The sequence below is a fragment of the Microcoleus sp. PH2017_34_RAT_O_A genome (genome assembly GCF_020737885.1).
GTDB lineage: Bacteria > Cyanobacteriota > Cyanobacteriia > Cyanobacteriales > Microcoleaceae > Microcoleus.
Map to the genome: position 1 here is coordinate 49720 of NZ_JAEQDD010000077.1, position 8521 is coordinate 58240.

At 44.9% G+C, this 8521-nt stretch carries 3 protein-coding genes; all 3 read left to right on the top strand.

Annotated elements, in window-relative coordinates; genetic code table 11:
* Window positions 1-175: 175 nt before the first annotated feature.
* The 3 genes from JGK11_RS23075 (at window position 176) to JGK11_RS23085 (ending at window position 8231) form a co-directional block, all read left to right on the top strand.
* Entirely contained in the window at window positions 176-4831 is a 4656-nt protein-coding gene (locus JGK11_RS23075) for a PAS domain S-box protein (protein WP_293213024.1), read from the top strand.
* Window positions 4832-5095: 264 nt separating this feature from the next.
* On the top strand, window positions 5096-5953 hold the full coding sequence (locus tag JGK11_RS23080; RefSeq protein ID WP_293185131.1) for a DUF1361 domain-containing protein: 858 nt from the start codon (window positions 5096-5098) through the stop codon (window positions 5951-5953).
* A gap of 304 nt (window positions 5954-6257) precedes the next feature.
* On the top strand, window positions 6258-8231 hold the full coding sequence (locus JGK11_RS23085) for an ABC transporter ATP-binding protein/permease (protein WP_293193395.1): 1974 nt from the start codon (window positions 6258-6260) through the stop codon (window positions 8229-8231).
* Window positions 8232-8521 lie beyond the last annotated feature (290 nt).

Below are 8521 nucleotides of genomic sequence, written 5' to 3' on the forward strand. Positions count from 1 at the left end.
GAGAATGTGCGAGGAAATTGAAATAAACAATTGAGATGTACAACAGCTTAGAACACACAAAACTCGTGCAGAGTTGTGAAAAGCCACGTCTGCCGGAAATCTTGCATCGGCATAGGAAAATGAAACTAAAATAAATCTATCTAAAGACTTAAAAATATAGTTGAACTGCCGACAGATGGAATACTTTAAGCTGAAAAAATTCCAAATTTCACCGTATTTAGCAGCATTTTCGGCATTAGTAGCAATTTTGGTCGGAGTTGGCATTTTAGACCGATCGGAACAAGAGCGATTTTTGCAACACAACCGCGCTAGCACGATCGATCGGCTCAGCACAGTCCGCTCAAAGTTGGAAGGTTCTTTGAATTCCCGGCTATTTTTGATCCGGGGATTGGTAGCTGACATTTCCCACAACCCAGACATCACCGCAGCCGAGTTTGCAGCTACGGCGAGAATTCTGCTGGCACAGCAAACCGGCATTCGCAACATCACTTTAGTTAAAGGGACGACGATCGCTGATATTTATCCGAAGGATGGAAATGAAAAGGCGATCGGCGTTGACTTGATGACGCTACCCAAACAGCGGCAAATGGTCAAAGATGCGATCGACACCAGAAAAACTCTGCTTGCCGGGCCCGTGCAATTATTGGAGGGAGGCGTGGCCTTCATCAGCCGATCGCCAATTTTTCTGACCCCCCCCGACGCCGAGCCCGAAACAGGAGTTTACTGGGGGTTGATCGGTGTGATCCTCGAAAAAAATGTCCTGCTTGAGGAAGCGGGACTCAACGATCCCTCAGCCAAGGTGCAATACGCTGTCCGGGGGAAAGACGCGAAGGGAGTGTCAGGTGAGGTGTTTTTCGGCGACAACTCGATTTTTCAGAACAATCCGGTGGTGTTGGAAGTGATTTTGCCCAACGGTTCCTGGCAGTTGGCAGCAATTCCCGCAGGAGGATGGCCCGAGAATTCGCCACGGCGGGGGTGGTTGCTCTCAGGAGGTGGCTTGCTGGCAGTTTTGAGCGGGGTGGCGGTTTTTACGGGGATGTACGGCCTATCGATGCTGCGATCGAGCGAAGCTAAGTACCGACAACTGGTTGAGAACGCTAACAGCATGATTGTGCAGTTAGACAATGAAGGCAAGATTACTTTTTTTAATGAGTTTGCAGAAAATTTTTTCGGGTATTCACAAGCAGAAATTCTTGGCAAAAGTGCGATCGGCACAATTGTAGATCCGGCCACATTGTCGGAAAATCAGTTAGTCATAATGATTCGAGACTGTGTGGCACAGCCGGACAAATACTTCAAACACGAAAATGAAAACATCCGCCGCAATGGGGAAAAAGTCTGGATAACCTGGAGAAACAAACCTGTGGTCGATTCCAAAGGGCGATCGATCGGGCTGCTGTTCGTCGGTACAGACATTAGCGATCGCATCCTAGCAGAAGCCGCGCTGCAAGCGAGCGAATCTCGCTATCGGGCAATTATTGAAGACCAAACCGAACTTATTTGCCGTTTCTTGCCCAGCGGAGTTGTGACTTTTGTCAACGATGCCTACTGCCGCTATTTCAATAAATCGCGATCGGAGCTGATCGGCAATTCTTTTATGCCTTTGATTTGGGAAGAAGATAGAAACTTTTGCAGCGATATTTTCAATTCTTTAAGCCTACAAAATCCCGCTATTACCTGGGAACACCGCGTAATTCTCGACACGGGCGAAATTCGCTGGATACAGTGGACTGACAGAGCAACTTTTGACGATCGAGGTGCGGCGATCGAATACCAAGGAGTGGGGCGCGACATTAGCGATCGCAAACAAGCTGAACTCGCCCTGCAAGCTTCAGAAGCAGAATTGCGGGCATTGTTCGCTGCCATGAACGACGTAATTTTTGTGTTCGATATTGAGGGACGCTATCTAAAAGTTGCCCAGACAAATCCCGAACTTTTGTACAAGCCACCGACGGAAGTTATAGGTCAAAAAATTCACGATCTATTCGATCCAGAAACAGCAGAATTTTTTTTGGAGCAAATTACTATCGCTGTCTCTACTAATCAAACTTTGAATTGTGAATATCACCTGGAAATTGGCAGCGAACAAAAGTGGTTTGCTGCTACCATTTCGCCAATGAAAGACAACACGGCTTTGTGGATTGCCCGGGACATTACCGAGCGCAAGCAAGCTGAAAATTGGTTGACAGGTCAAAAACAAATTTTAGAAATGATTGCTCAGGACGCAACTCTTGGCGATACTTTAAATACTTTAATTAAAATTATCGAACAGCAATCTAAAAATGTCATGGGTTCGATTTTGATTCTAGCTCCAGACGGCAAACATTTGCTGCACGGAGCCGCGCCCAGTTTGCCAGAAAGTTATAATGCTGCTATTAATGGAGTAGCCATCGGCCCGAATGTCGGTTCTTGCGGCACTGCTGCCTATCGCTGCGAACAGGTGATCGTTACAGATATTGCCAGCGATCCTTTGTGGCAAGACTTTCGAGATTTAGCCTTGAGTTTTGGACTGAGAGCTTGCTGGTCTACTCCTATTGTCTCATCTGGGGGTCAAGTTTTGGGAACTTTTGGTATGTATTACGCCCAACCGCGCACTCCCCAAAATTTTGAGCTGCAATTGATAGAATCTGTCAGGCATTTAGCGGGAATTGCGATCGAGCGGAAACAGGCAGAAGAAAGTCTCAAACAGCTCAATGAAGAACTAGAAAATAGAGTCGAACAAAGAACTGCTCAATTGATGCAAACAGAAGAACGCTGGCAGTTAGCACTCAAAGGTAACAATGACGGCATTTGGGATTGGAACTTGCAAACAGGAGAAATATTTCTGTCCGATCGATTTAAAGAAATCACGGGATACGAACACATCCCCATGCTCGATTACTTTGACGAATGGAACAGAAACACGCATCCCGATGATTTAGATTTAGTAATGCAAGCTTTCCAAGACCATTTAGACAAAAAAACGCCGCATTACATCACCGAATACCGCTTGTGGTGCTACAACAGCACCTACAAATGGATACTCAGTCGCGGACAAGCTTTGTGGGATGCATCTGGAAAAGCTGTCCGCATTGTTGGTTCAATTACTGACATCACGGAGCGCAAAGAAGCAGAGGAAGCACTACAAAAAAGTGAAGCGAAATTCCAAAAAATGTCTGTAAATGTGCCGGGAGTAATTTATCAATGTTTGCTTGGTGGAGATGGTTATTTAAGTTTCCCTTACGTCAGTCCTGCTTCCCTAGAAATGTTTGAGCTAGAACCAGAAAGTCTTCGTAAAAATGCGGCTTTGCTAATAGATTTGGTTCATCCCGACGACCGCCAAGATTATAACGAATCTGTTGCTATTTCAGCGCAAACTTTGCAACCTTGGTACTGGGAAGGACGGTTCGTGCTGCCTTCAGGAAAAATTCACTGGTTTCAGTCAATTTCGCGTCCTGAAGCTAAAGCAAACGGCGATATTCTTTGGGACGGTATCACTATTGATATTACGAATCGCAAACAAGCTGAGTTAGCTTTGCAAGAGAGCCAGCAGTTTATTCAAAAAATTGCGGATGCTACTCCCGGCATTTTGTATCTTTATGACTTGGAAGAACAGCGAAATGTCTATGCTAATTCTTCTATGGGCACGCTTCTTGGCTATACATTTGATGAAATTAAAGCGATGGGTTCATCACTAATGACTCAGTTAATTAACCCCGAAGATTTGCCAAAAATTTTGGAATATCACGCGAGCTTTGCAGAAATTAAAGATGGCGAAATCAGGGAAATTGAGTACCGGATGCTGGCAGCAAACGGTGAATGGTTTTGGCTGCAAAGTCGGGATACTATTTTTAGCAGAAATTCTCAGGGTCAGTCAAAGGTAATAATTGGATTTGCCCAGGATATTACGATTCGGAAACAATCAGAGGAAGCTCTGCGACAAAGCGAGGCGCGAGAAAGAGAAAGAGCTACAGAGCTAGAGTCAGCGCTGCGGTCATTGCGCTCTGCTCAATCTCAACTCATTCAAACTGAAAAAATGTCTTCTTTGGGTCAATTAGTTGCAGGCATCGCCCACGAAGTTAATAATCCGGTTAACTTTATTCACGCTAACATTGCTTATCTACACCAGTATACTACACAGTTGCTGGATCTGGTGAATCTTTACGAACATGAGTATCCCGAACCTAATGCAAAAATTGTCGATCGCATTGCAGAGATTGATTTGGATTTCATGACTGAGGATCTAAGAAAACTTGTAGGTTCGATGCAGGTGGGAACCGATCGCATCCGGCAAATTGTGCTGTCGCTGAGAAATTTCTCGCGGCTGGACGAATCGGCAATGAAGCCTGTCGATATTCACGCGGGAATTAATAGCACTTTGTTGATTTTGCAGCATCGCTTAAAGAGTCACGATAGGCGCCCGGAAATTGAAGTAATTAAGGAGTTCGGGAAACTGCCACCGGTGGAGTGCTATGCCAGCCAACTAAATCAAGTGTTTATGAATATTATTGCTAATGGAATTGATGCTATTGAAGAACAATATCACAAGTTGTCAGTTCCAGAAGCAGCGACTAAGAGCGGCCGGATTGTGATTTGCACTGGTGTCACGGCCCAGGGCACTGTGAGGGTGGAAATTTCGGACAACGGTACGGGGATTCCGCAGGCGGTGATCGATCGCATTTTTAACCCGTTTTTTACGACAAAAGCTGTGGGGAAAGGTACTGGCTTGGGAATGTCGATCGCGCACTCGATTGTGGTAGAAAAGCACAAGGGCAAGATTGACTGTTTCTCCCAAGTCGGAGGCGGAACGACTTTTGCGATCGAAATCCCGATCGGCAAAACCTATCTGTAGGTTCCTTAGGTACGTTGTTGCGCTTCAGCGCTCTTTCATAGATCGTCGAAGAGCGCTGAAGCGCAACAACGTACCTTTATGTAATGTGACAGCGGGGAGCGAGAAGTGGCTAGCTGACGCACCCTACAAATCAGACTGTCAACTGTCAACTGTCAACTGTCAACTGTCAACTGTCAACTCTTCCGAATGCTATAGCGACTAAGATAGATTCACGCTGCTGAGAAAGCGGTGCTGCATGAAACCTTTAATTGTATAAAAACTGACATGATGGGATTAATCCTGGAAGCGATCGCAGCAATGGGACAGAATGTCCGCTGGATGTCTTGGAATTTGTTTTTAGGTTTAGTACCGCTGGCGTTGAGTTTTTGGCTCTTCCGCAAACCTCGATCGCGCTGGCTGCTGTGGGGTACGTGGGTTCTCCTGGGCGCTACTTTTTTGCCTAGCACGCGCCATGTTGTGTCCTATCTCAAGCACATTGTGCAAGATGTGGGTACAACTTACGTTTTGGGGGCGATCGCAATTACGCTAGCACTAATGGCTTTAGATATCTGGGTGCTGCGACAGCGCGGAGTTCGCTCTCTCCGCTGGTGGGGCGGTTTTTTCTGGTTTATCGCGTTTTTGCCCAATGCACCCTACGTTTTAACTGATATCATTCACCTGATCGAGCAGATTAAAGAGGGGAACTCGGTGTGGGTGGTGACATTGGCGCTGATTCCGCAGTATCTGGTGTTTATGTTGGCGGGATTTGAGGCCTATGTACTGTCGGTGATGGGTTTGGGTTACTATCTGAAGCAACAGGGTTGGGGTAGATTTATTCTGGCAACGGAGATAACTATACACGCACTTTCGGCGATCGGCATTTATTTAGGCCGATTTATCCGGTTCAACACTTGGGACATTCTGGCGAATCCCGATGCGTTGGTTAACACCGTCATGAATGATTTGATTGGTAAGCGTCCGGTTGTAGTAATGGCTGCAACATTTGTCGTTATTGCTGTTTTGTATTGGGTACTCAAGCAAGTTAGTTTGGGGATTAGCCACCGATTTTACTACAATCTATCGTCGTCGGAGTCGATCGGCGAAACCACCACTTCTCCCGATCCCATAGATTTAAGATTTTAGATTTACCCCACAACTAACCTACAAACTGTTTGCGTCTCCACGACTTAAATCGGAAAACAAATATTCCTCTGTGAGTGACATCATCTCCGGTAAAATAACCGCGATCTGGTTTGTAGTGAGGACTTTAGTCCTCTGATTTTCATGAGGACTAAAGTCCTCACTACAAACCAATTTAATTGTAGTCGTGACCGCGCACCTCATAGGAGACCAATCTCTTCCCTAAACTCCCAAATAAATTACTGCGACAATGGGGAATCAAACTTGATATGTTAGAACAGTTGAAGTAGTTTTGCAAACAGTAAAAATGAATCGATTTGACCGTCAGTTGTGGGAAAAATTTATTGCGATCGCTCAGCCTTACTTTTATCCTTTAGAGCCTGGAGGAGGCAGGGTTTTTCTGGGATTAGTAGCGCTGTTATTAATATTTCTGTTCGCTGCTATGTTTGTACTCGTTAGTGTTGTATGTTTGGGGGGTGCCGCTCTTTTTCCGGATTTTGTCAATAATATTGCTGCTGGGTTAGTTAGTTTGTTGCAGCAGATTATTGATTCCCCGACAATTATCATTGTTGCCTTGATGCTAATTATTCCTTTGAGCGCTTTTTGGTTTTTTAAAGGCAGATTGATAGCGCATTGGCAGTCGTGGTTTTTTTTAGCTTTATTGCTGTTATTGTCCCTGTCCGTAAGCGGTTTGAATGTAATCATTAGTTACGTCAGTAACTTTTTCAATACAGCACTGGCAAAAAAAGACCAGCTCAATTATTGGAAGTATCTTTTTGTCTATGCAGGGGTTTTTGCAGTCGGCACTCCCATTGTGGTAATTTACGGCTACATCCAAGATAAATTGAGTCTCTACTGGCGACAGTGGATGACAAATAAGTTCCTGGACAAGTATTTTAAGAATCGGGCTTATTACGAAATAAATTCACACAAGGAAATCGACAATCCCGACCAAAGAATTTCTGAAGATGTCAAATCGTTTACTCGTACAAGTTTGACATTTATGCTGGCGCTCCTGAGTTCAATAGTTAATATCATATCTTTCACGGGTATCCTGTGGTCAATCTCGAAACAACTTTCAATTTTCCTGATTGTCTATGCTATGTTGGGGACGACCGCCAGTCTGATTTTTGGTCAAAAATTAGTGCCTCTGAATTTCGAGCAACTTAAACAAGAAGCTAATTTCCGCTACGGACTGGTTCACATTCGCGACAATGCTGAATCCATTGCCTTTTATGGAGGGGAAGAGCGAGAATCGATCCAAATAAAGCAGCGGTTCGTGGAAGTATTCCGCAATTTTAATTTGCTAATTGGCTGGCAGCGAAATTTGGATTATTTTACAACTGGATATGGGTATGCTGTGGTGATTATTCCGGCTTTGTTTCTCGCTCCTGCTTATTTTGCCGACACAACCGATACGATTCAGTTTGGAGACATCACTCAGGCGGGTTTTGCTTTCCGTCAGGTTTTAGCCGCTTTTTCACTGATTGTCAGTCGCATTGAACCCCTTAGTTCTTTTGCAGCTAGTATCAATCGTTTAACTGTATTTACAGATACTTTGGAAGCAAAAAAGGCGGTATCTCGTGCCGGAGGAACTACTATAGATGTCGTAGTAGATTCTCAGTTGATGCTGAAACAGGTTACTTTAGATACTCCGAAGCATCAAAAGACTTTGATTAAGGATTTGTCGGTAGCGGTGTCGCCGGGAGAAGGACTGTTAATTGTCGGTGAAAGCGGTTCTGGGAAGAGTTCTTTGCTGCGGGCTATTGCGGGTTTGTGGGACTCGGGAACGGGTCGTCTGGCGCGGCCGGAATTGGGAGAAATGCTGTTTTTGCCGCAGCGTCCTTATCTGATTTTGGGCAATTTGCGATCGCAACTTCTCTATCCCAATACCAGCAGCAAGGTTGATGAGGAACAATTGCGCTGTGTTTTGGCATTAGTCAACTTAGCAGATTTGCCGGACAGATTGGGCGGTTTTGATGAGGCTTTAGATTGGGTCGAGATTTTGTCCCTGGGAGAACAGCAGCGTTTAGCTTTTGCCAGATTGTTGTTGACGAAACCGCGATATGCTATTTTGGATGAGGCTACAAGTGCTTTGGATTTGAAGAACGAGCAACTTTTATACGAACAGTTGCAAGCAACTAAAACTACATTTGTGAGTGTGGGCCACCGATTGAGTTTGTTGAAATATCACCAGCAGGTTTTGGAACTTTTGGGTGATGGGAGTTGGCGACTGCTTTCGACCGAAAAATACCGCGATAGTACGAAGGTTTTTGGCTGATACAGCGCTGGTTTCAAAAATTGTGAATTTACTCGTTTTTTAGTTTTTGGTTCGTGCTGGGTGGCGGTACGGTTGGAGATTTATCGCGCAGGTGCTACAGATTAATCGCTCATCGCCTTGCCTCCACCCTACAAAATTTCGACGCTTGGTTGCATTCTTTTTTTGAAGTGGTATCAAAATGGATAATTTGGGTATTGTAAAACTTCATTCAGTTTGTAAGCATAAGTAATCAAGCATGGTATTATGTGGTCAGGAGGTTGAGAATGCAGCTAACAGAACGTCACATCATT

Coding starts and splice junctions, on each gene's coding strand:
- JGK11_RS23075 (WP_293213024.1), top strand. CDS start 176: ATGGAATACTTTAAGCTGAAAAAATTCCAAATTTCACCGTATTTAGCA.
- JGK11_RS23080 (WP_293185131.1), top strand. CDS start 5,096: ATGATGGGATTAATCCTGGAAGCGATCGCAGCAATGGGACAGAATGTC.
- JGK11_RS23085 (WP_293193395.1), top strand. CDS start 6,258: ATGAATCGATTTGACCGTCAGTTGTGGGAAAAATTTATTGCGATCGCT.